This is a genomic window from uncultured Chloroflexus sp. (genome assembly GCF_937129525.1).
Classification (GTDB): Bacteria; Chloroflexota; Chloroflexia; order Chloroflexales; family Chloroflexaceae; genus Chloroflexus.
In genome coordinates this window covers 1-26,645 of sequence record NZ_CAKZNK010000022.1, presented here as the reverse complement: position 1 = coordinate 26,645, position 26,645 = coordinate 1, and the positions used below count along the sequence as shown (strand labels likewise).

The 26,645-nt window shown below is 57.6% G+C and carries 17 protein-coding genes, 1 tRNA gene and 1 pseudogene; 11 read left to right on the top strand and 8 right to left on the bottom strand.

Going from position 1 to position 26,645, the window contains the following annotated elements; genetic code table 11:
* Positions 1-253 precede the first annotated feature (253 nt).
* The 3 genes from ppdK to Q0650_RS01925 all read left to right on the top strand — a co-directional run bounded on the left by ppdK (position 254) and on the right by Q0650_RS01925 (position 6,322).
* A complete protein-coding gene (ppdK, locus tag Q0650_RS01935; RefSeq protein WP_298815353.1) occupies positions 254-2,884 on the top strand; it encodes a pyruvate, phosphate dikinase in 2,631 nt (876 codons plus the stop codon).
* A 280-nt stretch (positions 2,885-3,164) separates the two neighbouring features.
* Positions 3,165-4,670 (top strand): acyl-CoA synthetase, encoded by a 1,506-nt coding sequence (locus Q0650_RS01930; RefSeq protein ID WP_298815351.1) that lies wholly within the window; start codon positions 3,165-3,167, stop codon positions 4,668-4,670.
* A complete protein-coding gene (locus Q0650_RS01925) occupies positions 4,667-6,322 on the top strand; it encodes a S1 RNA-binding domain-containing protein (RefSeq protein WP_298815348.1) in 1,656 nt (551 codons plus the stop codon). Before Q0650_RS01930 ends, Q0650_RS01925 begins: the two co-directional genes overlap by 4 nt.
* A gap of 13 nt (positions 6,323-6,335) precedes the next feature.
* On the opposite strand, the gene Q0650_RS01920 is transcribed toward Q0650_RS01925, so the two are convergent.
* Positions 6,336-6,419 (bottom strand) — tRNA-Leu (locus tag Q0650_RS01920).
* Between the two features lie 154 nt (positions 6,420-6,573).
* On the opposite strand from Q0650_RS01920, the gene Q0650_RS01915 reads away from it, so the two are divergent.
* From Q0650_RS01915 to Q0650_RS01895, 5 genes are all read left to right on the top strand, one after another.
* Positions 6,574-9,066 carry a mannose-1-phosphate guanyltransferase gene (locus Q0650_RS01915; RefSeq protein WP_298815346.1) on the top strand — a complete coding sequence of 831 codons (2,493 nt, stop codon included), beginning with the start codon at positions 6,574-6,576 and terminating at the stop codon, positions 9,064-9,066.
* Positions 9,067-9,108: 42 nt separating this feature from the next.
* Positions 9,109-9,876 (top strand): lamin tail domain-containing protein, encoded by a 768-nt coding sequence (locus Q0650_RS01910; protein WP_298815345.1) that lies wholly within the window; start codon positions 9,109-9,111, stop codon positions 9,874-9,876.
* A 93-nt stretch (positions 9,877-9,969) separates the two neighbouring features.
* The gene (locus tag Q0650_RS01905; RefSeq protein WP_298815344.1) at positions 9,970-12,525 is read left to right on the top strand and encodes a protein kinase domain-containing protein; all 2,556 of its coding nucleotides are present in this window, start codon (positions 9,970-9,972) and stop codon (positions 12,523-12,525) included.
* Between the two features lie 150 nt (positions 12,526-12,675).
* Complete coding sequence (locus Q0650_RS01900; protein ID WP_333691697.1) at positions 12,676-13,359, top strand: nucleoside monophosphate kinase; 684 nt, start codon at positions 12,676-12,678, stop codon at positions 13,357-13,359.
* Positions 13,360-13,412: 53 nt separating this feature from the next.
* Positions 13,413-14,171, top strand: a complete 759-nt coding sequence (locus Q0650_RS01895) for a 3-hydroxybutyrate dehydrogenase (RefSeq protein ID WP_298815340.1) — start codon at positions 13,413-13,415, stop codon at positions 14,169-14,171.
* Between the two features lie 156 nt (positions 14,172-14,327).
* On the opposite strand, the gene Q0650_RS01890 is transcribed toward Q0650_RS01895, so the two are convergent.
* From Q0650_RS01890 to Q0650_RS01870, 5 genes are all read right to left on the bottom strand, one after another.
* Positions 14,328-15,263, bottom strand: coding sequence for a bifunctional riboflavin kinase/FAD synthetase (locus Q0650_RS01890; protein ID WP_298815338.1), 936 nt, complete (start codon positions 15,261-15,263; stop codon positions 14,328-14,330).
* 18 nt (positions 15,264-15,281) lie between these two features.
* Entirely contained in the window at positions 15,282-18,194 is a 2,913-nt protein-coding gene (gene mutS, locus Q0650_RS01885; RefSeq protein ID WP_298815336.1) for a DNA mismatch repair protein MutS, read from the bottom strand.
* Positions 18,195-18,413: 219 nt separating this feature from the next.
* A complete protein-coding gene (locus tag Q0650_RS01880) occupies positions 18,414-19,445 on the bottom strand; it encodes an alpha-ketoacid dehydrogenase subunit beta (RefSeq protein WP_298815335.1) in 1,032 nt (343 codons plus the stop codon).
* A gap of 21 nt (positions 19,446-19,466) precedes the next feature.
* A complete protein-coding gene (locus Q0650_RS01875) occupies positions 19,467-20,432 on the bottom strand; it encodes a thiamine pyrophosphate-dependent dehydrogenase E1 component subunit alpha (protein ID WP_298815333.1) in 966 nt (321 codons plus the stop codon).
* A 236-nt stretch (positions 20,433-20,668) separates the two neighbouring features.
* The gene (locus tag Q0650_RS01870) at positions 20,669-21,100 is read right to left on the bottom strand and encodes an Hsp20/alpha crystallin family protein (RefSeq protein ID WP_298815331.1); all 432 of its coding nucleotides are present in this window, start codon (positions 21,098-21,100) and stop codon (positions 20,669-20,671) included.
* A gap of 350 nt (positions 21,101-21,450) precedes the next feature.
* On the opposite strand from Q0650_RS01870, the gene Q0650_RS01865 reads away from it, so the two are divergent.
* Positions 21,451-21,669: a type II toxin-antitoxin system prevent-host-death family antitoxin gene (locus tag Q0650_RS01865; RefSeq protein WP_298815329.1), complete on the top strand. Its 219-nt coding sequence runs from the start codon at positions 21,451-21,453 to the stop codon at positions 21,667-21,669.
* Between the two features lie 81 nt (positions 21,670-21,750).
* Here the strand turns inward: Q0650_RS01865 and Q0650_RS01860 are convergent, their stop codons facing one another.
* On the bottom strand, positions 21,751-22,659 hold the full coding sequence (locus tag Q0650_RS01860) for an SPFH domain-containing protein (protein ID WP_298815327.1): 909 nt from the start codon (positions 22,657-22,659) through the stop codon (positions 21,751-21,753).
* Positions 22,656-23,645 (bottom strand): SPFH domain-containing protein, encoded by a 990-nt coding sequence (locus tag Q0650_RS01855; protein WP_298815325.1) that lies wholly within the window; start codon positions 23,643-23,645, stop codon positions 22,656-22,658. The genes Q0650_RS01860 and Q0650_RS01855 overlap by 4 nt, the downstream gene beginning before the upstream one ends.
* A 394-nt stretch (positions 23,646-24,039) precedes the next feature.
* Between Q0650_RS01855 and Q0650_RS01850 the strand changes: the two genes are divergently transcribed.
* Positions 24,040-26,181 carry a BMP family protein gene (locus Q0650_RS01850; protein WP_298815323.1) on the top strand — a complete coding sequence of 714 codons (2,142 nt, stop codon included), beginning with the start codon at positions 24,040-24,042 and terminating at the stop codon, positions 26,179-26,181.
* A 209-nt stretch (positions 26,182-26,390) separates the two neighbouring features.
* A pseudogene (locus Q0650_RS01845) lies at positions 26,391-26,645 on the top strand (hypothetical protein); the annotation flags it as partial.

The following is a 26,645-nucleotide window of genomic DNA, read 5'->3' as shown; positions in this document are numbered from 1 at the left end:
AATCTGAGTGTGGATAGATAACTGCGAAGGAGCATAGTTGTGATACAACGTGGTATAGTTGCGTTACTTACCATTGTTCATTCCAACAATAGCTTAATACCATGATGTGCAACGGGGCCACGAACAACGTGTGCAATCATCCTGCGCCGGTAAGGGTAGCTGTCCTGCCGGCAACGAGCCGTGTGCCATAGCAGCGCGCGACGCCGTGTGAGAGCCTTGTTTTGAGCCGCCTTGTCCAAGGAGGAAACAGTTTATGTCCAGGAAATGGGTCTACCTCTTCCGCGAAGGAAACGCCTCAATGCGCGATTTGTTGGGCGGAAAGGGGGCAGGGGTTGCCGAGATGACACGCACCGGTGTGCCGGTTCCTCCCGGTTTTACGATTACTACTGAAGCGTGCAATGCCTACTACGAAAACGGTCAGCGATTCCCCGATGGTTTGTGGGAGCAGGTGTTGGAGGGGTTGAAAGATATTGAAGCTCAGACCGGTAAACGTTTCGGCGATCCATCCAACCCGTTGCTGGTTTCCGTTCGATCAGGGGCCAAGTTTTCGATGCCCGGCATGATGGATACTGTGCTCAACCTCGGCCTCAATCAGCAGACACGTGAGGGGTTGGCGCGTTTGACCGATAATCCCCGTTTTGCTGCCGATGCTTACCGCCGCTTCGTGCAGCTCTTCGGCAAGATTGTGCTTGGCGTTGATGGCGATCGCTTCGAACACGAGATGGACGAAGCAAAGGGCCATGGTCAACGCCAGGACACCGATCTGACCACCGATGAGCTGCTCGCCCTGGCCGAGAAGTTTAAGGCAATTATCAAAGAAGATGTCGGCGTTGATTTCCCCGAAGATCCCTTCGAGCAATTGCGCGAGGCTATCGCCGCTGTCTTCCGTTCGTGGAATGGTCGTCGCGCAGTCGATTACCGCCGGGTGAACAAGATTCCCGACAATCTGGGCACTGCCGTTAACGTTCAGGCCATGGTCTTCGGCAACATGGGCAACGACTCGGCAACGGGCGTAGCCTTTACCCGTAATCCGAGCACCGGCGCGCCGGAGATATTCGGTGAGTATCTGGTCAATGCGCAAGGTGAAGATGTAGTCGCCGGTATTCGCACACCGCAGCCGATCAGCAAACTGGCTGAAGAGATGCCCGAAGTCTACGCGCAGTTCCACGAAATTGCCAAGCAGCTCGAGCGGCATTACAAAGATATGCAAGATGTCGAATTCACCATCGAGCGCGGCAAGCTGTGGATGTTACAAACCCGTACCGGGAAACGCACCGGCGCGGCAGCGGTCAAGATTGCCGTCGATATGGTGCGAGAGGGGCTGATCGATCAGGCGACCGCCGTGCAGCGTGTCGATCCGCACGCGCTCGATCAATTGCTCCACCCGATGATCGATCCCGAAGCGCGCAAGCAGGCTCAACCGTTGACGACCGGGTTGCCCGCTTCACCCGGCGCCGCTTCCGGTAAAGCCGTCTTCGATCCCGATGAGGCCGAAGAGCTGGCCAAAACCGGCGAGAAGGTGATTCTGGTGCGTGTTGAGACTGCCCCGGAAGACTTCCACGGCATGGTCGCTGCGCAGGCGATTTTAACGGCGCGTGGTGGGATGACATCACACGCCGCCGTGGTCGCTCGCGGTATGGGTAAACCGTGCGTGGCTGGCGCCGGCGATCTACGCATCAGCTACGCCGAACAACTTATGACCGTTAATGGCACGACGATCCGCAAGGGTGATTGGATTACCCTCGATGGTGGGAGTGGCGAAGTCTTCGCCGGCCAGATGCCAACCGTTGAGCCGGAACTCTCCGGCGATTTTGCCACCCTGATGTCGTGGGCAGATGAGTTCCGCAAACTGGGAGTGCGCGCCAACGCCGATATTCCCCGCGATGCGCGCGTCGCGCGACAATTTGGCGCGGAAGGTATCGGTCTCTGCCGCACCGAGCACATGTTCTTCGAGGGTGATCGGATCGATGCGATGCGCGAGATGATCCTGGCCGATACGCCCGATGAGCGACGCGCGGCTCTGGCCAAGATCGAGCCGCTCCAGCAGAGCGATTTCGAGGGCCTCTTCCGCGAGATGGCCGGATTGCCGGTCACCATCCGCACGCTCGACCCGCCGCTGCATGAGTTCTTGCCGCACGAGGATCACGAGATTGAAGCTCTGGCCGCCAAGATCGGCGTCGATCCGCGCAAGATCAAGGCTCGCGTCGAGAGCTTGCGCGAAGCCAACCCAATGCTTGGGTTCCGCGGCTGCCGCCTGGGTATCCTCTACCCCGAAATTACCGAGATGCAGGCCCGCGCCATCTTTAAAGCTGCGGTCAAGGTGAAGTCCGAGGGGATCGATGTCTATCCTGAAGTGATGATCCCGCTGGTCGGGTTTGTCAGCGAACTGAAACTGCAAGAAGAGATTGTGCGTCGGGTGGCAGCCGAGGTCTTCGCCGAAAGCGGGATCGAAGTGCCTTACCTGGTCGGCACGATGATCGAATTGCCACGCGCAGCGCTGGTCGCCGATGAGATTGCTCAGGTCGCTGAGTTCTTCAGCTTCGGCACCAACGATCTTACCCAGACCACACTCGGTCTCTCGCGCGATGACTCGGGTCGTTTCCTGCCGGCCTATGTCGAAAAGAAACTGATCCCTGACGATCCGTTCCAAACTATCGATCAGCGTGGTGTCGGTCAACTGGTTCAGATCGGCACCGAGCGCGGAAGAGCTACCCGATCCGATCTGAAAGTCGGTGTCTGCGGTGAACACGGCGGCGATCCGGCCAGCGTCGAGTTCTTCCATCGCGTCGGTCTTAACTATGTCAGTTGCTCGCCGTACCGCGTGCCGATTGCCCGCCTGGCCGCAGCTCAGGCTGCGCTTGGGGAAGCTAAGCGTGACAAGTAATTGCAACTGATCTGGTAACCCGAACGGCGAGGCTCGTCAGAGCTTCGCCGTTCGTCGTGATCTTATAACTAACATTAGTGACCGCGCTCGCTATAATGCAAGACAATAACGACGTGATGAGCGCTAAAGAGGGCATACTGGCGACCACACCGAAACCGACTGACAACGAGCATCAGCGCTCGCTGTCAGTCGGTTCTCAAACCAAACGCGCGTGAGAACACAAAACCGTTAGCATTGCTGCTTGTATAGTTGATGTTTGCCCGATAGGAGGCCTTCGCATATGCCGCCACAACCTATTATTGCCACCCTGCTGCAACACGCGCTCACCACACCAGAGCAAGCCTGCATTATTGCCGGCAACCAGACACTCACCTATGCTGACCTGGCCGGCGCAGTCGCAGGCTGGGCTAAGCGATTGCAAGCCATCGGCCTTGCCCGCGGCGATCGAGTGGCGCTCGCGCTCCCCAATTCGCCAGCGTTCATTGCCGCCTACTTTGGCGCGCAACTGACCGGCGCCGCAGTTGTTCTGGTTAATCCACAATACCGTCAGACTGAACTAAACCACCTGATCACTGATGCCGAACCGGCCATAGTGATTGCAACCGATGAAAACGAGACCCTGCTGCGCGAAGTGATGCCGGCAAGGTTGCCCCTGCTCAAACCCGAGCAGAGTCGCTTTGGCGCGCCACCTGCCGATCCTGCCGCCTTTGCACCACCCAACCCCAACGAGATGGCGCTCATTGCTTATACGTCAGGCACGACCGGGCGCGCCAAAGGAGCAGTGCATACTCACGCCAGCCTTGCCGCTAACTGTGATGCGATCATTGCCGCCTGGCGCTGGACATCTGCCGACCGCCTGCTCTTGATGCTGCCGCTCTTTCATGTCCATGGGCTTGGGGTAGGTGTGCATGGAACTATTCGCAGCGGGGCCAGCCTTGAACTTCATCCCCGCTTTGATGCTGAGGTTGCCTTACAGCGGATGACCGATCCAGCCATTACCCTCTTTTTTGGCGTGCCAACGATGTATGGGCGGTTGATCGAAGCGGCGCGCCGGTCTGGCGCGCCTGCCCATCATATGCGCCTCTTTGTGTCAGGATCGGCTCCGCTCAGTCCGCAAACCTTTGCCGAATTTGCCGCGCTCTTCGGTCAGCCCATCCTCGAACGCTATGGAATGACGGAAACCGGGATGAATCTCACCAATCCCTACGACGGCGAACGACGACCCGGCAGTGTTGGGATGCCGTTTCCCGGTCAAGAGGCGCGAATCGTTGATCGCGAGACACGGCAACCGTTGCCACCCGAACAGGTTGGCGAGATCCAGGTGCGTGGGCCGCATCTCTTCCGCGGCTACTGGCGCAATCCCAGCGCCACCGCCGACGCTTTCACCGCTGATGGCTGGTTCAATACCGGTGATCTGGGTTTCGTTGATCGTGACGGCTATTTTCACATTACCGGTCGCGGTCGTGAGCTGATCATCAGCGGCGGCTACAATATCTACCCCCGCGAAGTTGAGGAGGTGCTTGCGCGTCACCCTGCTGTCGCCGAATGTGTCGTTTACGGCCAACCCGATCCCGATCTCGGTGAAGTGCCGGTAGCAGCCGTTGTTGTGCAGGCTGGCGCTATGGTAACAGCCGGCGAGTTGATTGAACATTGCCGCGCATATCTCGCCGCCTACAAACGGCCACGACAGATTCGGTTCGTGGCCGATTTACCACGCAACGCGCTCGGTAAAGTCCAACGTCATTTACTGGTTACCGATTCACCCGGAGCCAGAGACAGGTTATGAACGATCTCGACGATTATGAAGGCGATCCGGCGCTGGAACGTGAGCGTCTGAGTCAATTGCTCACCGACCAGCTTGAAGAGCTAACGCGCGCCATTCACTCGCGCGATCAGTTGGTGCGCGCTCGCGCTGCCAGTCAACTGGTCAATCTCGATGTGGAACCCGAACTGGCCCTGCCGGCGCTCAACCATCGACGAGGGAAGGTGCGTGAGGTCGCGGCAGAAGCAATTGGGTATAGTAGCAAACCGCTCAGCGCGACTGCAATTGACGCTTTACTGGCAGCCATCGATGATCCGCAACCATTTGTGGCTGCGGCAGCAATCCGGACACTCGGGCGGCGACAGGTCAACGAAGCGCGGCAGCAAATCGCGGCCTGCCTCGATGATCCGGAACCACCCATCGTGGCTGCCGCTATCGTTGCGCTGGCGCGCCTTAATGATACCGCGCTGGCAGTGGCACTGCCCGACTTTCTCAACAGTCCTCATCTCACTATTCGGATTGCCGCTGCTGAAGCTGCCGGTATCCTGCAGGCTCCAGCCGCCGTTCCCGGATTGCTCCGTCTGCTTGAAGATTGCCTCATTGCCTGGCATGAAGGTCAGCCGCGCATGCCCAGCCGCGCTGCCAGTGTTGCCATGCAGACGCTGGCTCGCATGCGCGCCCGCGCTGCGGTGCCGCTGCTGATCGAGATCGCTCGTTACGTCGTTGGCCTGCGCACGCTGGCCACGCGCGCATTGATCCAGTTACAGGCGGTTGAAGCTGCGCCAGCTATTGCGCCGTTACTCAACGAAGAGGGTAGCCATCTCGTGCTCGAAGTTGTTCGCTTTCTGCACATGGCCAATTATCGCGCTGCTTTGCCGGAATTGCGCGCGCTCTTGCACCGATCGGCACCCAACCGCTGGCGCTTGCTGATAAAAGTGATGCATGTCCTGGTCGAATGGCACGATCGAGAAAGCCTACCGCTCATCGCGCGCATTGCTGAGAACGCCTCCCAACCCGAGTTGCGTCACTATGCTGCTCGCTGCCTTGAGGCGTTACAGAATCAGACATGTCATTCATTGCCGGTACAGCAACCACCAGCATCACTGCCGGAGCTAACTTTACCGCTCTCACTCAGTAACCGTCTGCAACAGCGGCGCCAACGGATAGGTCGCTTCACGCTTGACAGCATCGTAGAGGGAACAGTTTTGCGCGTCTTAAGTTACGGCGCAGTGATCGATCTGGGCAGCGTCGAAGGCTTTGTCCATGCGCGTGACATTGACTGGCGCTGGATTAACGATGCCCGCGCCGCTTTGCAACCAGGTCAAACGGTGCGCGCGGTGGTGACCGGTATCGACGAAACCAGACTGCGCGTCAACCTGAGTATACGACGCTTGTCCCCCGATCCGTGGGCAGACATCCACCAGCGTCTCGCTGTTGGCATGCATATCAACGGCGTGATTACCGGTGTGACCGGATTTGGTGTGTTCGTCGAATTACTGACCGGTGTGCAAGGCCTGATCCACACCAGTCAGATCCCACCTCATCAACGGCCACTCCGCGAACATTTTGCCACCGGGCGTCGGATCAGCGTGATTGTGCGCAATATTGATAGTGAACGACGACGGATTGCCTTGAGTTTACACGAGGAGTTGCAACAACACGCCGCACATCAGTGATGTGCGGCAGAAGTGGTGGGGACGATGGGAGTTGAACCCACACGCCTTGCGGCACATGATCCTAAGTCATGCGCGTCTGCCATTCCGCCACGTCCCCGCTGCGAGTATAGCATGACAGGCTACTTCCGGCAAGAGGTTGCCGGTCAGGTTCGTAACGTGATATACTGAGGAGGCCGATTGGCCAATTTACATTGCCGCCTCTCCGCCGCGCAGCACCGTCGTCGCGGTATCGACAGCCAGCAGGAGCCGCCATGAAAGCCGTTGTGATGGCCGGCGGCGAGGGTACTCGCCTGCGACCGCTTACGATCAATCGCCCAAAACCAATGGTGTCACTGGTCGATCGACCGGTGATCCAGCATATTATTGAATTACTCAAACTTCACGGCATTACCGACATTATTATTACCGTCCAGTACCTGGCAAATGTCATTCAGGATTACTACGGCGATGGTAGTGCATATGGTGTTAATATCACCTATTCGCTTGAAGAAGTGCCGCTTGGCACTGCCGGTAGCGTCAAGAACGCCGAACATTTGCTGACCGAGCCGTTTCTGGTCATCTCGGGCGATGCGTTGACCGATTTTAATCTCAGCCAGATCATTGACTATCACATTGCCTCCGGCGCAACCGCAACCGTCACCCTGGCCCGCGTTGCCAACCCGCTCGAATACGGGGTGATCATCACCGACGAACAGGGCCGCATTCGCCAGCTTCTTGAAAAACCCAGTTGGGGCGAAGTCTTTTCTGATACCGTCAATACCGGCATCTACGTCTTTAATCCCGACATCTTCAGCTACATCGAACGCGGCAAAGTAACCGACTGGTCGAAAGATGTTTTTCCGCGCATGCTTCACCGTGGCGACCGCCTGTATGGCTATATTGCCAACGGCTACTGGACTGATGTCGGCACGATTGAGGAGTATATGCGCGCTTGCAGCGACTATCTGTTGGGCAAGGTCAATCTGCCGCGCATTGGGCATAATATCGGTGGCGATGTCTGGGTGGATCGCGACGCCGAGATTGCGCCCGACGCCCAGTTGCACGGGCCGATCTATCTCGGGCATGGCGCCAAAATCAAAGGCGGGGTCATTATTCATGGGCCATCAGTCATCCGTGACTACACGATTGTAGACTCACGCGCCAATATTGACCGCTCGATTATCTGGCGCAATTCGTATATTGGCGAGCGCGCCGAACTGCGCGGCGCTATCGTGTTGCGCCAGTGCAATATTCGTTCACGAGCCATGATCTTCGAAGGCGCCGTCATCGGCGATGGCGTGCAGATCGGCGCCGGCGCTGTTGTCCAACCCAACGTTAAGATTTGGCCCTCGAAAGAGGTCGATGAAGGTGCAACCGTTACCTCTAGCATCATCTGGGGCAGTCAAGGACGGCGGGTGCTGTTTGGTCGCTACGGTATCACCGGTCTGGTGAACATTGAAATTACACCAGAGATGTGCGCCCGCCTCGGCGCAGCTTACGGCGCTACTCTGCCACGCGGCGCGACCGTTACGATTAATCGTGATGCCCACTTCACGCCGCGCATGTTGAAACGAGCCATCATCGCTGGCCTGCCTTCGGCAGGGATCAATGTGTGTGACCTGCGTAATGTCCCTATTCCGTTGGCGCGCTACTATACCTATGCTATCGGCGCTGCTGGCGGCGTACACGTGCGTATCTCGCCCTTTGATAATCGCGTGGCCGAGATTAAGTTTTTCAACCACCTCGGCCTTGACATCAATAGCGCTACCGAACGCAAAATCGAGAGCACCTTCTTCCGCGAAGATTACCGTCGCGCCTATCTCGATGAAATTGGTCGCATCTTTTACGGCGAAGATGTTGAAGAGACTTATCGCACTGCCTATATGAAAGCGCTCGGCCAGAACGCAGCTTTCGGGAAGGGTTTCCCGATCGTGATCGACTATGCCAATACCAGCGCCAGCGTGGTTATGGCCGAGATTTTACGTCGGATGCAGGCTGATGCAGTTGAACTTAACGTTAACCTCGATGAGCGGATGGTATTTCAGACGAGCGCCGACTTCGAGGCGGCCATGACTCGCCTGACCAAAATCACCCCGGTAGTGGAGGCGCAGTTCGGTGTCCGCCTTGATCCAGGCAGCGAGAAGATCTTTTTGATCGATGATCGCGGCCAACGCCTCCATCCACTGCGCGCTCTGGCTGCCATTACCGCCCTGATTATGCGCGCTCACGGTGGCGGGATTGTTGCTGTGCCGGTCACTGCTCCGCGCGTCTTTGAGTATATTGCCAATCGCTACGGCGGGAGCATCATTCGTACCCGAACCAATCTCGGCGCACTGATGAATCTGGCCGCAGAACGGCCCGATCTGCTGCTGCTCGGCGACGGTACTGGCAACTATATCTTCCCCCATTTCTACCCTGTCGCGGATGGGATGTTTGCGATCGCTCGCCTCATGGAACTGCTGACCCTTAATCAGACGACCCTGAGTGAAGTGCTGGTCGATTTACCACCATATTACCTCTGGCAAACCCGTGTGCCCTGCCGCTGGGAGAGCAAAGGCAAGGTCATGCGCATTCTCAATCAGCAGTACCAGGAACGCCACGGCGAACAGATTGACGGGATTAAAATCGAATTAGGACAGGAATGGGTTTTGATTCTGCCTGATCCCGATGGGCCGTTCTTCCATGTCATTGCCGAGGGAAGTAGTGAAGAACACGCTCGCATCTTGACCGAAAAATATGCCGGTTTAGTCACCAGTTTGCAGTGAAGCCGGTCGATTGGCGACCGCCGTCTGCGCAAGGAGGGTGCGATGTCTAACCGTACAAAGCTCAACGATCCGCTCTACGATGCAATTGAAGAAACGACGGTTCGGATTGGTCGATTGGGGTATGGTATCATCCGTCTGCCGCTCGGGCTTTTGCCGGCGCAAAGCCGTACCCACATGGAACGCGCTCTGTGCGAGCTGAGTCGCGGCTTCGCCAGCCTGCCCGGCGATTTTGCCCGGATTGCAGAACGGGAAATTCGGCACTGGATCGATGAGACCCCACCGGTCGCGCGCCGGCGGGTACCTGAAACCGAACAACATCTGACTGTTGAGATTACACCGGAAGCAATAAAGGGGGTAGCAGCATCCGACCCTAAACGGGAAGAACCAGAAGAGCCGATTGAAGAAGATGTCGCCGAGTTGCTGACCGATGAGGTGTCTAGTTCAATTGTCGATCTTGAGCGTCTGGTCGCCGAACCACCCAATGTGAGTATCACTTACATTGAGTATGATCCACCCGGTAACGATCTCGATGGCGAATTTGTGGTGATTACGAACGCGTCTCACGAGCCGGTTAATCTCGCCGGTTGGACATTGATCGATGAGGGTGGCAAGCATACCTACACGTTTCCAGAGTATATTCTTGCCGGCGGCGCGGAGATTAAGTTGTGGACAAAGGCCGGCGTGAACGATGCGACCAATCTGTATTGGGGATCGCGTCGCCCGATCTGGAATAATTCCGGCGATAGCGCTGTGTTGCGCGATGCGAATGGCAACCTGATCAGTCGTTATACCTATGCAGCAGGAGCTTGATCGTTTATCGACTCGACGACATGATCTACTCGGGCAGATAGTGTTTACCCGCGAGCGCATGATGCTCTACGCTGGAGAGCGAGCAATCGTCTTATGAGCGATGTGTCACTTGTTGGTCAGACTCTCGGTCGGTTCGAGATCTTGTCTGAATTGGGACGTGGCGGAATGGCGGTTGTGTACAAAGCCCGCCAGACCGATCTGGATCGGATTGTGGCGCTAAAGATTCTACCGCCAAGTTTGACCAGTGATCAAAGCTATATCGCGCGCTTCCGGCAAGAGGCGCGGAGCGCCGCCCAGTTAGAACATCCCCACATTATGCCGATTTACGAAGTCGGCGAGGTAGCCGGTTACCACTACATCGCAATGAAGTTTATCAAAGGGCGCACGCTCAAGCAGGTGCTCGAACAAGAAGGCGCATTGCCGATCGCGCGCGCAGCGCAGATTCTGGCGCAGGTGGGTGAAGCGCTTGATTACGCTCACCGGCAGGGCATCATTCACCGCGATATTAAGCCATCAAACGTGATGATCACCGATGATGGCTGGATCTACCTCACCGATTTCGGTCTTGCTCGTGGTGTGGGCAGCAGCGCTGGTGGATTAACGATGGCCGGTACGGTCATGGGAACGCCAGAGTATATGTCACCCGAACAGGCCCAGGGATTGCCCAATGTCGGCCCACCAACCGATATTTACGCCCTCGGTGTCATGCTCTACGAACTGTTGACCGGCGCCTTTCCTTTCAAAGCCGAAACACCGATGGCAATGCTGGCGGCGCGTCTCGTTCATGCGCCGATCCCGCCACGCGATGTGCGCGGCGATCTGCCGCCGGCAGTAGAAGATGTGATTATGCGCGCCCTGGCCCGCAAACCGGAAGCCCGTTTTGCCTCCGCAAGCGAGATGGTGGCTGCGCTGCGTCAGGCGGTTGGGATGAGCGAGAGTGAATTGAGTCGACCGCTCACGCCTCAGCGTGGCATACCGGCTGTAGCCGGCAACACGCCACTTCGGGCCGGTTCCACCCCGCCACCGGCCTACGGTCAGCCCGCCCCCCCGCCACCGGTTTACGTCCAGAAGAGTGCAACACCGGCTGCACATCCGTATACCGATACCACTCCAGCAACAGTCCCGGTGCCCAACCCGTTCGATATACCAACTACCCCACAATCAAAAACCAGTTCTCGATCGCGGGTGGGAATGATTGTTGGGTTCATCATTGTCGTATTACTGCTTGGTGGCGGGGGAATTGCCTTTTTTCTGTCGCGCGGCTCAGAACCAACACCAGACAAAGCGACCACACTCATTGCCGAAGGTGATGCGGCGCTGACTCGCGCGGGAGGCCTGGCTGAGGCGATTGCGGTCTACCGCTCGGCGGTTGCTGAAACCCCCACAAATATGACAGCTCATGCTCGCCTGGCAGGCACACTGCTGGCGCAGGGCCAATGGCAAGAGGCTATTACCGCTACCGAAGCGTTGACTCGCGCGACCGATTCTCGGGATCAAGCTATCGGCCATGCCATTGCCGGTTATGCCTACTTTCAGTTGGGTGATGTGGCGCAAGCGCTCGCTTCAAGTCAACGCGCTATCGCGACCAACAGCGATGTTGCTCTCGGCCACGCTTTGCATGCTGCCGTGCTGGCTTCAAACGCGGCTGATAGTCGCGATAACGATCTCATGACGCAGGCTTTCACAGCGATTGGCAACGCGGAAGATCGCCTTGCCGCCGCCGATCCACTCGATCGCGCCCTCGCGCAGGCCCTGATCGGTTGGGCATTCGGGCAAGACTTTCGGCTCAGCAGCGATCCGAACCTGCTTGAACAAGCCATCTCCAGTGTCGAAGCCGCCATTGACCAGTATCCGACGCTGGCATTTTTCCACTATGAGCTGGCAACCATCTACCTCAGTGTCAGCGACGATCAAGAGGTCGCCGCCGCCGAATTCAGCGCCGCGCTTGAAATCGATCCCACCTTTAGCCCGGCTCAAGCCGGGTTGGGTTGGGTCGCCTACTTCAAAGATCGGATCCAGGAGGCGCAGCAGGCATTTTCGCAGGCGCTTGAATTGAATGCTGACGAAAGCCTGGCCTTGATCGGGTTAGGTCGCATCGCTTTCGATGATGGCGACTGGCAGACTGCTATTGACTACTTCCAGCAGGCTACCGACATCAATCCACATTCGGCCACTGCGCATGTCTATCTGGGAGAGGCAAGTCTGTTTGCCGGATTCAACAGCGACGATCAAACCGAACAAACTACGCTCTACCAGCAGGCAGAAGCGGCTTATCGAGCCGCTATCGACCGCGACAACTATCTGGCATCGGCGCATAACGGCCTCGGCTGGATCCTGCAATATCAGGAGCGTTACGCAGAGTCGATCGCCGCTTTTGAAATCGCGCGCCAGCTCGACGATCAGGAAGAAGAGATCTTTAACGGTCTGGGCTGGAGTCTCTTTCTCAGCAATCGCTACGATGAAGCGGAACCAATGTTCAGGCGCGCTATCGAGCTTGATCCAACCTATGCCGATGCCCACTTCGGGTTAGGGCGCACCTATGAAGAACAGGGACGGCGCGCCGAGGCGCTGGCGGCTTTTCTTGAGACAAAGCGGTTGAACGCCAATTATTTTGGGATCGATGATGCGATTGCTCGGGTTTCAAACTAACCGGCACCGAAACTTGAGCAACAGCTAGCCAGAGATGTAGCGGACAATTCGTCTGCGCTCCTCTAGCCAGACCTGTCATCAGAGCAATCGAGTGGTTGTCACAGGTCACAGGTGTGCAGGCCATCAGCTCTTTACCATAAGGGGGCGTCTATGCAAACAGTGCTCCTTATTGGCCCGCCAGGTGCCGGCAAAACCACGATTGCGACCCAACTGGCCCAGGAAACGGGTATGGCTATTATCGCCACCGGCCAGCGTTTGCGAGCGGAAATTCAGGCCCAGAGTCCGATCGGGAAACAGATCGAGCAGTTGCTCACCCAAGGTCAGCTCGCACCCGACTCGTTGATGGCCGATTTACTGCGATCGTGGTTGCGCGACATCCCTCCATCACAACCGTGTCTCCTCGATGGGTTTCCGCGCACTATTACCCAGGCGAAGTTACTTGACACCATTCTGGCCGAACACGGTCGCCAGGTTGACGCGATCATCGTGCTGGATCTCAGCGAAGACACCATCATGCATCGATTAAGTGGTCGTCGCGTGTGTCGCACTCCAGATGGAAACAATATAACGTTGCATATCGACGATACAGCGATGGTAGCAGAATGTCTGGCGCGCGGCGGTGTGCTCATTCAACGCGACGATGATCAACCGGCAGTGATTAAGGCACGGCTACATCTCTACGAATACGAGACGGCGCCCATCCTTCATTTCTACGCCACCCGCAACCTGACCCACTACATTGATGCCGAGCAACCGCCAGCCGCAATCGTGGCGGCTATCCGCGCCGCATTGCAACGGGCAAATGAATTTGAGATCGGTCGCGCGGGATCCTGAAACTACTATGATACAATAAAGCGGATTGCGGATGTGCCAGAGGAGGTTGCAGGATGAGCGAGTATGTGGCGCTGATTACCGGCGCTGCCAGCGGGATTGGTCTGGCGTGCGCTGAACGCTTCGCCGCTGACGGGTATCGCGTGGTGATGGTCGATTTGCCTAATCCGGCAGGCGAAGCGGCTGCCGAGCGATTGGGAGGAATCTTTGTCGGTGCCGATCTCGCAACACAGGCTGGTTGTCGGGCTACTGTCGATGCAGCTCTTGACACGTATGGCCGCGTCGATGCGCTGATCAACAACGCCGGTTTCCAGCATATCGATTCGATTGAAGATTTTCCCGAGGATCGCTGGGAAACGATGATCGCGGTGATGCTTACCGCTCCTTTCCGTCTGACGAAGTATGTCTGGCCGGGCATGAAATCCAATAGGCGCGGTCGCATTGTCAATATCGGCTCGGTGCATAGCCTGCGCGCTTCACCCTTCAAGAGCGCCTATATTTCGGCCAAGCACGGCTTGCTCGGCCTTACCCGTACCGCTGCGCTTGAGGGTGGGCCTTATGGCATTACCGTCAATCTGATTGCGCCGGCCTATGTGCGCACACCGCTGGTTGAAAAACAGATTGCCGATCAGGCCCGCACGCGCGGTATTCCCGAAGATCAGGTGATCGAGAAGGTGATGCTCGAACCGGCAGCGATCAAGCGCCTGATCGAGCCGGCTGAAGTAGCCGGGTTAGCAGCGTTCCTGTGCTCTGATGCTGCCAGCGCAATTACCGGCTCGGTGTACGAAATTGCTCTGGGATGGACGGCACGCTAACGGCGGTTACGGTTGTGGTAGTGATGCGCTATGACCCAGACACGGGATCCCGTGCCTGGGTTGACTCAGATGACACGACATTTGAAACCGCCGCAAAGAGATGAAGCGCCAATGTGCCCGACCAACCATGATTATGGGTTGCCGGGCACTCGCTTATCACCCGGTGTTGGGCAACCCGAGCATTGCGCGCGCTTCCAGCACATCTTGACGAATCTGGGCAACCAGTTCATTCACGCTGCTGAATTTGCGTTCGTTCCGCAAGCGCATCAACAGTTCGACCCGCAACACCTGATCGTACAGATCACCCTCCCAATCGAGTAGATGGGCCTCAACCACTCGCCGAGTGCCGTCAAATGTCGGGCGCACACCAATATTCGTCACCGCCGGTACCATCTCACCTGAAACCAACCTGACCCGGCAGGCATAAACGCCATTCGCCGGCAGCGCCACATCATTGCTCACCTGCACATTGGCAGTGGGAAAACCGATCTGGCGACCACGTCCGTCGCCACGAGCAACAATCCCGCGCAAGGCAAAGGGACGACCGAGCAATGCACCCGCGCCAGCAACATTCCCTGCCAGCACCAGTTCACGGATACGCGATGAGCTGACCGGAATGCCGGCCACGGTATACTTGCTCAACGCGCCGACTGCAAAACCCATCTCGCGCCCAATCTCCATCAAACGCGGAATATCACCCTCACGGCCCCGCCCCATCGCGAAATCTTCTCCTACCCAGATCTCGCGCACCGGCAATGCCGCGCAAATTCGTGTCAGATATTCAGCCGCTGTCAGTCGGCGAATCTCATCGGTAAATGGCGCAACGATCAGGATGTCCGGCTCAAGCCGTTGAATCTGTTCAATCTTTTCATCAAGATCACTGAGTAATTGCAATGGCTGACCAGGCTGGAGCACAGCGCGCGGATGTGGTTCCCACGTCAGCACAGCGCTTAGCATATCGAGCGCGCGCGCGCGTTCGACAGTTGTGCGAATAAGTTGTTGATGGCCGAGGTGGACACCATCAAAACGGCCAATGGTCAAGACGGTCGCCCGGCTGGCCAGGCCGGGGGTCAGATCGCGGGCAATCTGCACAGGACTCTTGCTCCGTTTCTATTTTTGATCGGCTAACCGCTGCAACTCGGCCAGCCGGTTTAATGCCTCTAATGGGGTCAGCTCTTCGATCCGTAGTCGTCGCAAATACTCTACCACCGGATGCGGGGCAAGATCAAAGAACGACAGTTGTATTTCTGCTACCGGTGAGCGGGTTGGCGGTGGCGCAATGACCGCTACCGGCTCAACCTGTTCATGATGCGTAACCGACGACGCTGTTGCAGCGCGCCCTTCCAGCTCGGCCAGCAGAGCGGTGGCCCGCCGAATCACCGGCGCCGGAATACCGGCCAGCTCGGCCACGTGGATTCCATACGATCGGTCAGCGCCACCACGCCGCAGTTCGTGTAGAAAGACCACCCGACCATCACGCTCGACTGCCGCCATATGATAGTTGCGCACCCGCGCCAATGTCTCCTCAAGCGCAGTCAACTCGTGATAGTGAGTCGCAAAGAGAGTACGACAACCTAACCGGGGATCGTCGTGAATATACTCTACCACTGCCCGCGCGATTGCCATCCCGTCGTAGGTGCTGGTACCACGTCCAACTTCGTCAAGAATAATCAGCGAGCGCGGTGTGCTCTGCATCAACAGGGCCGCAGTCTCGGTCATCTCAACCATGAAGGTGCTCTGACCAGTGGCAATGTCATCTTGCGCCCCGATTCGGGTGAAGATGCGATCCACCAGCCCAATCTCTGCTTCATCAGCCGGCACGAACGAACCAATCTGCGCCATCAGCGTAATGAGTGCCACCTGGCGCAAGAAGGTGCTCTTGCCGGCCATGTTCGGGCCGGTGATAATCAAAATCTGCACATTGTCGCCATCAAGGTCAATGTCATTGCCGATAAACGGTTCGCCGAGCGCGCGCTCTACGACCGGATGACGCCCCTGCTTGATCCGCAAGACGCGATCGGCGCGCAACACTGGCTGAACGTAGCGCCCGCGCACCGCAACCTCGGCCAACGCCGCCAGCGCATCGATCCGTGCTACCGCTGCTACGGTTGCGCGCAATCGATCAAGATGCTGCTGGATCGATTCACACAGATGCTGGAAGATGTCGCGTTCGAGATCAACCAGCTTCAGGCGCGCATCGCTGAGCAGCCCTTCATAGTACTTCAGCTCTTCGGTGACGTAACGTTCGGCATTGACCAGGGTCTGTTTGCGTTCGTAATGCGGCGGGATCAGTTTGGCATCAACTGCCCGTGAGATCTCGATATAGTAGCCAAAGACCTGATTGTAGCCCACCTTCAGCGAGCGAATCCCGGTGCGTTCCCGCTCTTTGGTTTCAAGGCGATCAATAAACTCTTGCGCGTGGCGACTGGCTTTGATCAACGAATCGAGCCGCTGGTCGTAGCCGGGCCGGATCACGCGACGAGGTCGCTCGCCACCCTCTTCGGCGGCGCGCAGATAGTTCGATGAACCGAGCAACGCCGGCGGATCTTCATCGAGCGCGCGTTCCAGCAAATCCAGCACATCGCTGCACAGATCAAGCGTCAGCGCCGGTTCACCCGCCATTTCAGGCGCGAGCAGTTCGGGAAGCAAACGCTCAACAGCCTGCGCCACTGCCGACAGCTTGCGCAATGCTGCCCGGAGCTGGGTCATATCACGCGGCGTTGCCACCGCGATCCCTTGCGCGATCCGGTTTAACGCTCGTTCCATATCAGGCAACTCGTTCAGCGCCGAGCGCACCTCTAACCGGGCCATCGTTTCGGCTACCAGTCGAGCTACCGCATGCTGTCGCACCTGCAACGGTTCCAGCACGATCAGCGGTTGGGTAATCCAGCGCCGCAGGAGGCGCGCGCCCATCGCCGTACAGGTACGGTCAAGCACGCCGATGAGCGACGCTTTCGCCCCCTGCCTGCCACTGCTCTCAAGCAGTTCGAGATTGCGCCGCGTTTGTGGATCGAGCAGCATATACGCGCTGGTGTGGTAGACCCGCAACGAGCGCAGTTGACCCACGCGCTGACGCTGCGTCGTCTGCGCATACTGGATCAGCGCCCCGGCAGCGCGGGTGGCCAGTGGCCGGTCATCGAGGCCACATACCGCCAGTGAAGCAACCGCCAATTGTTCACGCACGACTTCAGCGGCAGTCGCCAGCTCCCACCGCCACGCCGGCCATTCGGTCACGTGTCCCTGCGTCCAACTGGCCGCGCTCGACCCTTCCAGTCGTCGCGCAACTCGCTCGTGGGGCAACAAAGCCTCGCGTTCTTCCCTGGTTAATGGGGCCAAATCCTGACTGAGCCGGGCCTGCACTGGAGTCAGATTCGGCAGCCGCAGCGCTTCATCGTCAGGCACCAGCACCTCTGCTGGTCGCACCCGGGCCAGCTCGGCCTGCAACTGGATCAACGCGCGCGCGTCGGTAAACTCAGCCGCTGCAAACTCACCAGTAGAGAGATCGGCATAGGCCAACCCCACCTTTCCCTGTTCCACCAGCACTGCGGCCAGATAGTTATTGCTGCGATCGGGCAACATCGCCGGATCGATTACCGTCCCCGGCGTGATGACACGCACAATTGCGCGCTGCACCATCTTGCCGCTGCTCTCAACCGGCGTAAGCCCGGCAGCATAGACCGAACGGGGCCGGGTATCGTTGCGCATTGCTTCGGTCTCGCTTAACTGCTCGGCAATGGCAACACGGTAGCCGCGCGCAACCAGCTCACTCACATAGCGATCAACCGCGTGATACGGCATTCCTGCCATCGGCGCGTAGAGCTTTTGCTGATCTTTCGGCGCGCGTTTATCGACCGCGTATTCTTTGCGCGTTAACGTTACGTCAAGCAATTCCGCGATCAGCTTGGCGTCATCGTCAAAGGTTTCGTAAAAATCACCGAAACGAAAGAGCAGGATCGCGTCTGCAGCCTCTTCTTTGAGTTTGCGATATTGGCGATACCATGCATGCAGTTCAATGGCGGCCATGGGTTTTGATCATGTTGTCTTGTCCGTTGCATCTGGGCTATGATAGCACATTCTATCGAGCAGTTATCGCGACGGCACCATTTTGCCGCTCGCCGGGCGTGGCGTAACGAACCAGATCAGAGCTTCTTAGAGCGATAGCGCCAGAAAACAGATGCGCAGGCATCTGCGCCACCAGATGACAGGCCGGCGCGACCACTTCGGGTTGGCGCGCTTACATCCCTAATAGGCTAGCAACTCGCGCGCAACAGCCAGGATTTTCGCCGCATTGGGTCGGTAAGCGTCTTCGAGCGGCGGGCTATAGGGAACCGGCGTATCAGGCGCCGCCAGCCGGGTAATCGGCCCGTCGAGATACTCGAACGCGCGCTCGGCAATGATCGCTGCCACCTCGCCACCAACCCCGCAGGTACGATTGGCCTCATGCACAATCAATACTTTACCGGTTTTCCGCGCGGTAGCCAGGATAGCGGCTTCGTCAAGCGGCTTGAGCGAGCGCAAATCGAGCACTTCGACGCTGTGCCCTTCACGCTCCAGCTCGGTTGCCGCGTTGAGCGCCTCTTGCACCATCGCGCCGTAAGCAATAATACTCAACTCTTCGCCACTTCGACGCAGTGCAGCCTGCCCGATCGGTACCGGCGCATCGCCTTCCGGCACCATACCCTTGAGCGAGCGGTACAGATACTTGGTTTCGTAGTAGATAACCGGATTCGGGTCGCGAATAGCGCTCAGCAGGAGGCCGTAAGCATCGGCGGGCGTAGCCGGCGCCACGACTTTGAGGCCAGGCGTATGCACAAACCACGCTTCGTTCGATTGCGAGTGGAACGGGCCGGCGCGCAAGCCGCCACCGCCAGGAGCGCGCACGGTAATCGGCACCGGTTGCCGCCAGCGAAAATGGTTGGTAGCGGCAAATTGCACAATCGCGTCGAAACCGGTTGAGATGAAATCGGCAAACTGCATCTCTACCACCGGCAAAAACCCCTCAAACGACATCCCAATCGCCGCGTAGAGCATCGCCAGCTCGGTCATTGGCGTATCGATTACCCGATCTTCGCCAAACTCCTCGATCAGCCCCTGCGTCACCTTAAATGCGCCACCGTAGACACCGATGTCCTCACCCATAATCAGTACCCGGCGGTCACGCTGCATCTCGTAGCGTAACGCCGCTCGAATCGCCTCAAGATAGGTCAACTCGCGCGTGCCCTGCTCGCCGGTCAGCACGGTAGTCGCTTTGTGCAATCCTTGATCCCATGTCATGAGCTGCCTCCTGGATGCCGTTCAAGCGTAGACACCATCGGTCACGGTAGCCGGATCAGGGTAAGGCGACGCTTCCGCAAACGCCTGCGCCTCATCAAGTTCGGCCTCGATGCGGGCCAACAATGCCGCCAGCTTCTCATCATCAAGCAGGCCGCGCGCGCGCAGCTCGGTCTCGATACGCATAATCGGATCGCGCGCCTCCCATTCCAGCAGCAGCTCTTTCGGCACATAGGCCATATTGTCGTGAATAGCGTGGCCGCGCATACGCATCGTCTTGCATTCGATGAAGGTCGGACCGCCGCCGGCCCGCGCGCGCGCCACCGCTTCTTTGACCGCGAGATACACGGCGCCAAAATCATTGCCGTCCACGATCACCCCCGGCATATTGTAACCGGCGGCGCGCTGAGCGATATGCTCAATCGCCATCTGGCGGCTGAGCGGGGTGGAATAGGCATACTGATTGTTTTCGCAAATGATCACCATCGGCAGCTTAAACACACTCGCCCAATTCATCGCCTCATGAGCCAGCCCCTGCGAGGCGCTGCCATCGCCAAAAAAGCACATCGCTACCCGCGGTTCACCCTTGAGTTTGATCCCGTGGGCAACGCCGGCAATCACGCCAGTCGAGGCAGGCAAATGGCTGATAAAGCCGATAATTCCCAGACTAAGATCGCCCATTCCGTGAAGATTAGCATCTCGCCCGCGGGTCACGCCGGTTTCGCGCCCCAACCATTGGGCCAAAATTCGGCGCGGCGTGAGGCCACGCACCAGGTACGCCCCCAAATCACGATGCATCGGCGCGATGATGTCGCCAGGGCCTAAATTGAGCGCTGCCGCCACGCTAAGCGCTTCGTGACCGATTTGCGAAAAATAGCCGCCAACAATCTTGCTTTGCTTGTGCAGGAACGTGCCGCGGTCGTCAAGCGCGCGAGTCAGGCGCATCCAGTAATGGGCTTGCTGTAGCAGATCGTCATCAATCTCTTTCATGCCGTCTCCTTGCCGGTGAAGGCGATCGCTCTCACGGCAGTCGTTGCCGTTGTTCAACCAGCGTTTGGGGTACTAAGATATTGTACTCGATTACGGGATCACTGTCATTGTGAGGAGCGCCAATGCCTGTCAAAAGCAGACTGTCGCAGTCGCTGTGAGCAAGACAAACACAACGGCGCGCGGGGAGAGTGTTCCCCGCGCGCCGTCATAGTTAACCGGTGATGCTGGCGCGACGACTAGTGAGCGACATTGACTGCAATCTTGCGCGGCTTGATCTCTTCAGCCTTCGGTACTGTTACCGTCAGCACACCGTTCTCAAGCCGAGCCTCAATCCGATCCGGATGGATCTGATTGGGCAGGCGGATGCTGCGGCTGAAGCGACCGTAGCGGCGCTCGGTGACGTGATATTGGCGATCCTTACGATCGCTGCTCTGCGTAATTTCGCCGCTGATCGTCAGCACATTGTTCTCGAAGGTGATGTTGAGTTGATCAGCAGTCATGCCGGGCACCGCCATTTCGACGTGATAGGCATCTGCCGTCTCGCTCAGATCGAGCGCCGGCACCAGGCTGCCATTGCGGGGCAGCACACCGGTGAAACCGGTGAAGAAGGTGTCATCGAGCAGTTGAGTCATCTCGCGGAAGGGATCCCAGCGGGTGATGTTCGTCATAGTCGTCCTCCTTGCATCATCGTGATTGTTCTCTTATTTCATCGCGCTCTCATTTGAGCCTGGCTATACCTTAGCAGACGATTGTTAGAAAGGCGTTGGCAGAGTATTAAAACTCTGTCTGTGTTTGCGTTAACAGCGGAGACGACTATTTGTTTATCGAGGATATAGTACCACGCTCAGACAATAATCCTGTATCGGATCTGTTCCATTATAGAAACTGACATATCAAATACACATAAGTGTCATAATGAGTAAGATAAAGCGGGTCAAACCCCAGACTATACAGAAAGAATACAACGTGCTACAATGCAAATACACTATCACCAGTGCTAACGCGGAGGAGAGCAAACATGACTCGCTCAATTAATATTGACTTGCAGGGAGGTGTAGTGCCGATCTCACAAGCGGCAGCCAGTCTGGCGGCCCTTATTCGCCGCGCAAAGGTTAGCGGACAACCAATCGTTATTACCCAGAAAGGCTACCCATCGGCTGTCTTGCTCAATGTCGAGCTGTTCGAGCGATTGCGCGCGCTGGCGATGCAGGCTGAGCAGAGCCAAAAATTAGATTAAGGGACGACATCGTTGTCGTCCCTCCTAACCTGCCGATCGTTCAGAAATTACTCTTCAATCGAACAGGTGGCGCGAGCCTCATCACCGCCCGTCTCGTGATGCCATCAATGCAGGGATGATCCGGCTGTCAGTTTGCGCCGGCACCAACGTTACTCTCGCCTTGCTCTCCGTCAGGTTTTGCAGCTCGAGAATAGTAAACAGCGCATCACGCACTTCAGGATCGGCGCCGATTCTGGCCAATGCCTGCCCTAAGATGCGTGGCCGCACTGCCTTCGCGCGCGCAAACTCGATTGCCGCCTGCCGCTCAGCCGCGCTGGTAATAACATTCACCCGGTTGGCGCCGTCTTGCAGGATTGCCGAGGTAACCTGGCGGAGCCGGTTGACCACTTTCGCCTCGATTTGCCGGATCATGTTCAGATCACGGAAGTGAACTTTGCGGATGTAGACCGATCCCAGTCGATACCCCCAATCGGCTGCTTTTGGTGACACCTCCGCGCGCACCGCCTGGCTCATCGCGTGTCGGTTTTCCAGCATCTCGGATAGTGGCATATTGCTCAGAGTGCGCACCACAGCGTTGCTCACATTTGCCGCCAGCGATCCCTGCGGATCAGCATTCTTGAACAAAAAGGCCACTGGATCGCTGATCGACATTTCATACCAGACACCGATGCCCATAGGCGCACCCTCTTCCGAATTGACCGGCAGGCTGCGCAGATAGCGCTGGTCGAGTCGTATGTCAACGACATAGCGCCGACCGAACAGGCCGATCAGGAAGGCATTAACACCAAGATGGAAGGGTAGAATGACCAGCCCCGGCTCGCGCAAGACGCCAATCACGCTACCGAAGAGGGTATAGACGTGACATGTGCCTTCATGCACGATGGTGTAGAAACCAAGCCCGCGGAGCAGACCGAAAAAGATGGGCACGAGAATGAATGCCAGAACAAATGTGATTGCAGCAACCGTTATTGTTGAGAGCATGAACGTCATTGCTCTACCTCCATAATCACTCGCTCGGCCTGCTGGTAAAGCCCTAACCGAACATTGCGCAGATAGGCCTGCAATGCATCCGAACCGTTCGTCTTTAACGCGCGCAACTGCTCGGCCAGCGCCAGCAACGGTTCAACCTCGGCCTGAACCTTCAAGGTCTCGATCTCGACCGCTCGCTTCGACTGCACGATCTTCTGATCGGCAGCGGCCTGGGCCAGACTGATGTCTGATGAGACCTGATTGTGGGCAGTGTTGATTGCGGCCATCGCCGACTCGACCTCTGGCGGCGCGTCGATTTCGGTGATCAGCGACGCATCGAGAATGATGCCATAGCGCGCTGCCGACGATAGACACTCGCGATCCATCAGCTCGTTGAGATCGCGCAGGTTCTTGCGCAGATCGTTGATCGAAACCCCACTGACTTCGGCGCTATCGCCCGACATCGTGGCCAACTTGCCCGTATCGCTGGCCGGCGCAGAAAAATTGGCAATCCGTTCGCGCAAAATCGAGATGAAATAGCCCATCACATGCACGACCGGATTCTTTACGCCAAACAGGTAGGCGTAGAGATGCCGCTCGGAAACGCGATAACGGATCTGCCCTTTCAGGCCAACATTGAGCTGATCTTTGGTTACCGCTTCCAGGATTCGCCCACCCTGATTAGCCGTCGGGTCTTCCAGATCAAGCGCCATATTGATCGTCTGGGTCGCAATTGATACCTTGTAGACCCGTTCCCAAGGCCACTTGAAGTAAGGTCCGCCAGGTGGAATGACCTGCACCTGCGGATAGCGATACCGCTCACGCTCCTCAGGGCGCAAGTATTCGGCAAATGGATCTTCTGCCGGCGGCCCTGGCATCCGTTTGGCCTTACCAAAACTGGTGACAACGGCTCGCTCGTTTTGATCAACGGTGTAGAAACTAAATGCGATGTAACGAACGATAAACCAGGCCAGCAACCCAAGCGCAATTCCCAATGGTACCGACATAGACCCTCCTCACCTGCTTTGAGTGAACCTATGAACTACAAACGAAAGAGTTCACGGCATCAGTGCAGTGAACTCGCGCAAGTTGCAACTGCCGTGACCTGGAGTGTTATCATTATCCAGGAGTCAGAATGCCTTCTCCGGTATGCAATGGAGGCCAATGATAGCGCATCTATCGCATTCGTAAGAGAAATCTCCATAGCTATCCCTCTCCGGTACTCGATGCTCTCATTATATCATACGCATTCGCTCTGATAAGGTTGCGCCAAATATGCTATAATCGCGCCGACTCGCAAATGACCGGACGCATTAACGAGCGCGTCAACAACAGAAGGGCCATGCGCGCCCCATGGCGCTTCTGCAAGGATCCGATCGTTGTAGATCAGGAGAAGGCGACATGCGAAAGACTCTCTCAATGCTGGTAGCGCTGTTTGCGCTACTTGTGCCGATGCTGGCTGCATGTGGTCAGCCTGCGGCACAACCGACTGCCACGCCGGCGCCCACCGCCGCGCCGGCTGCTACGCCCACAACTGCGGCAACAGATTCTGGTAAGCCCCGGATCGCGCTGGTGACCGATTTGGGGAAGGTGAACGACGGGACGTTTAACGAGTTTGCCCACCTCGGCGCATTGCGAGCCGCGCAAGAGTTTGGGCTGGAGTACAAGTACATCGAGACCCAGGCCCAGGCTGATTACGAAAAGAATATTCAGACCTTCATCGATGAGGGTTTCGATGTCATCGTTACCGTCGGCTTCCTGATTGCCGATGCCACCAAGAAGTTTGCTGCCGAGCATCCCGACGTGATCTTCATCGGTGTTGACCAGTTCTACGAGCCGGGCACCGTCACCGACAATCTGGTCGGCTTGCAGTTCCGCGAAGACCAGGCCGGCTTCCTGGCTGGCGCCCTGGCCGGTATGATGACCCAGACCGGCACCGTCGGCGTGGTTGCCGGGGTTGAGATCCCGCCGGTCAAGCGCTTCAAGAATGCCTTCGATAACGGCGCTCGCTTCGTCAAGCCGGACATTAACCTGCTCGGCGTCTATCTGCCCACCTTCATCGACCCTGCCCTTGGCGCCAGCACGGCGCAGCAGATGATCGGCGACGGCGCTGATGTCATCTTCGGCGCTGGCGGCCCCACCGGTTCGGGCGCTATCAAAGAAGCTGCCGCCCGCGGCGTCTACGTCATCGGCGTTGACCAGGACGAGTACGTGACCACCTTCGCCAACGGCTCCGCCCCCGGCGCCGACAAGATCCTCTCCTCGGCTATCAAGCGGGTCGATGTCGCCGTGTACGACCAGATTAAGGCTGTCGTCAACGGCACCTTCAAGGGCAACGGCATCGCCATGTATGAGGCAGCCAACGGCGGTATCGGCTACGCCGATTACCACGACACGGCTGACGATGTGCCGGCTGAAGTCAAGGTGCGGATGGAGCAGATTCTTGCCGCACTGACCAACGGTACTTTGACGACCGGTGTCGATCCGGTCAGCGGTGATGTTGATCTGGCTACCATTCCTGCCCCGCAGCCGTTCCGCTCGTCAGAGATCGAGTTGCCCCGGATCGCGCTGGTGACCGATTTGGGGAAGGTGAACGACGGGACGTTTAACGAGTTTGCCCACCTCGGCGCATTGCGAGCCGCGCAAGAGTTTGGGCTGGAGTACAAGTACATCGAGACCCAGGCCCAGGCTGATTACGAAAAGAATATTCAGACCTTCATCGATGAGGGTTTCGATGTCATCGTTACCGTCGGCTTCCTGATTGCCGATGCCACCAAGAAGTTTGCTGCCGAGCATCCCGACGTGATCTTCATCGGTGTTGACCAGTTCTACGAGCCGGGCACCGTCACCGACAATCTGGTCGGCTTGCAGTTCCGCGAAGACCAGGCCGGCTTCCTGGCTGGCGCCCTGGCCGGTATGATGACCCAGACCGGCACCGTCGGCGTGGTTGCCGGGGTTGAGATCCCGCCGGTCAAGCGCTTCAAGAATGCCTTCGATAACGGCGCTCGCTTCGTCAAGCCGGACATTAACCTGCTCGGCGTCTATCTGCCCACCTTCATCGACCCTGCCCTTGGCGCCAGCACGGCGCAGCAGATGATCGGCGACGGCGCTGATGTCATCTTCGGCGCTGGCGGCCCCACCGGTTCGGGCGCTATCAAAGAAGCTGCCGCCCGCGGCGTCTACGTCATCGGCGTTGACCAGGACGAGTACGTGACCACCTTCGCCAACGGCTCCGCCCCCGGCGCCGACAAGATCCTCTCCTCGGCTATCAAGCGGGTCGATGTCGCCGTGTACGACCAGATTAAGGCTGTCGTCAACGGCACCTTCAAGGGCAACGGCATCGCCATGTATGAGGCAGCCAACGGCGGTATCGGCTACGCCGATTACCACGACACGGCCAGCGTCGTGCCCGATGCGGTCAAGCGTCGCATGGAAGAGATCCTTGTCGCATTGACCAGGGGTGAATTGACGACCGGTGTCGATCCGGTCAGCGGTGATGTTGATCCGGCTACCATTCCTGCCCCGCAGCCGTTCCAACCGTAGCTGATTGAAAACCTCCTGCTCCATACCGCAACCGCCGAGATACCGTTGTGTCTCGGCGGTTGTGTCATGCTGACGTGCGTCTGCGCTACATTCAGCCGGGTTGCTCTCCTCATCAGCCAATAACACTCAACCTCGATCTTGCCCGTAACCTATCGCCGGACTGCGCGACTACAAGAGTGGAAGCGTTGGTTGTATGAAAGGGGAATGACATGAATTCGCAACGCTACACTCGCTTGATCCCGGTTGCGCTGGCCGTAAGTTTGGGATTGTTGATCGTATTTGGTGGCAACGTCGCCGCTCATTGGTTAGAAGCTACGTCGTTATCACAAGCTCAACGCAAGCCGACTGTTCAGCCAACCAGCTTGACTGGCAACGACCAACAACGCATTCCAGGCATCATCTCTCCTGACAACGATGAACGAGCCAATCGTTACCGCGATGACACCCAACCTGATGACCGGAAT

Excerpts from the sequence above, each read along its gene's own strand:
- Q0650_RS01910 (WP_298815345.1), top strand. The coding sequence starts at position 9,109 with ATGTCTAACCGTACAAAGCTCAACGATCCGCTCTACGATGCAATTGAA.
- Q0650_RS01900 (WP_333691697.1), top strand. The coding sequence starts at position 12,676 with ATGCAAACAGTGCTCCTTATTGGCCCGCCAGGTGCCGGCAAAACCACG.
- Q0650_RS01870 (WP_298815331.1), bottom strand. The coding sequence starts at position 21,100 with ATGACGAACATCACCCGCTGGGATCCCTTCCGCGAGATGACTCAACTG.
- Q0650_RS01865 (WP_298815329.1), top strand. The coding sequence starts at position 21,451 with ATGACTCGCTCAATTAATATTGACTTGCAGGGAGGTGTAGTGCCGATC.
- Q0650_RS01905 (WP_298815344.1), top strand. The coding sequence starts at position 9,970 with ATGAGCGATGTGTCACTTGTTGGTCAGACTCTCGGTCGGTTCGAGATC.
- Q0650_RS01930 (WP_298815351.1), top strand. The coding sequence starts at position 3,165 with ATGCCGCCACAACCTATTATTGCCACCCTGCTGCAACACGCGCTCACC.
- Q0650_RS01875 (WP_298815333.1), bottom strand. The coding sequence starts at position 20,432 with ATGAAAGAGATTGATGACGATCTGCTACAGCAAGCCCATTACTGGATG.
- Q0650_RS01925 (WP_298815348.1), top strand. The coding sequence starts at position 4,667 with ATGAACGATCTCGACGATTATGAAGGCGATCCGGCGCTGGAACGTGAG.
- Q0650_RS01850 (WP_298815323.1), top strand. The coding sequence starts at position 24,040 with ATGCGAAAGACTCTCTCAATGCTGGTAGCGCTGTTTGCGCTACTTGTG.
- Q0650_RS01880 (WP_298815335.1), bottom strand. The coding sequence starts at position 19,445 with ATGACATGGGATCAAGGATTGCACAAAGCGACTACCGTGCTGACCGGC.
- ppdK (WP_298815353.1), top strand. The coding sequence starts at position 254 with ATGTCCAGGAAATGGGTCTACCTCTTCCGCGAAGGAAACGCCTCAATG.
- Q0650_RS01915 (WP_298815346.1), top strand. The coding sequence starts at position 6,574 with ATGAAAGCCGTTGTGATGGCCGGCGGCGAGGGTACTCGCCTGCGACCG.
- Q0650_RS01860 (WP_298815327.1), bottom strand. The coding sequence starts at position 22,659 with ATGACGTTCATGCTCTCAACAATAACGGTTGCTGCAATCACATTTGTT.
- Q0650_RS01855 (WP_298815325.1), bottom strand. The coding sequence starts at position 23,645 with ATGTCGGTACCATTGGGAATTGCGCTTGGGTTGCTGGCCTGGTTTATC.
- Q0650_RS01895 (WP_298815340.1), top strand. The coding sequence starts at position 13,413 with ATGAGCGAGTATGTGGCGCTGATTACCGGCGCTGCCAGCGGGATTGGT.
- mutS (WP_298815336.1), bottom strand. The coding sequence starts at position 18,194 with ATGGCCGCCATTGAACTGCATGCATGGTATCGCCAATATCGCAAACTC.